Raw genomic sequence first — 609 nt, forward strand, 5'->3', positions numbered from 1 at the left:
TGTCCTCGGCGATGCGGCTGGGCCGGGTGGCGCCGGGGATGACGGCGGCGGCTGCCGGGTGGGCGAGGGAGAACTGGAGGGCGGCGGCCTTGATGGAGACGCCGTGCTTCCGGGCCAGGTCCTTCAGACGGGAGACCTTCTCGACGATCTCCGGCGGCGCCTGCTGGTACTCGAAGTGGGTGCCGCCGGCGAGGATGCCGGAGCTGTAGGGTCCGCCGACGACCATGTCGACGTTCTGCTCCTGGGCCATGGGCAGCAGGCGCTGGAGGGCGTGGTCGTGGTCGAGGAGGGTGTAGCGGCCGGCGAGGAGGAAGCCGTCGGGCTGCGGCTCGTCGAGGGCGAGGGTCAGCTCGATGGGCTCGGTGCGGTTGACGCCCAGGCCCCAGGCCTTGATGACGCCCTCGTCCCGGAGGCGGGACAGGACGCGGAAGGCACCGGTGCGGGCTTCTTCGAACTTCTGCAGCCACGCATCGCCGTGGAAGTCCTGGGCGATGTCGTGCACCCAGACGATGTCGAGCCGGTCGGTGCCCAGGCGCCTGAGGCTGTCCTCGATGGAGCGCTCGGTGGCCTCGGCGGTCCACTCGTGCACGATCTTGTTCGGGTTGCCGT

General features: G+C 70.6%; 1 protein-coding gene. It reads right to left on the reverse strand.

Going from position 1 to position 609, the window contains the following annotated elements:
• On the reverse strand, nucleotides 1-609 hold a 609-nt coding region (locus tag IE260_RS41170; protein ID WP_189881040.1), incomplete at both ends, for an aldo/keto reductase.

It is taken from the genome of Streptomyces viridiviolaceus, assembly GCF_014650995.1.
Lineage (GTDB): Bacteria > Actinomycetota > Actinomycetes > Streptomycetales > Streptomycetaceae > Streptomyces > Streptomyces viridiviolaceus.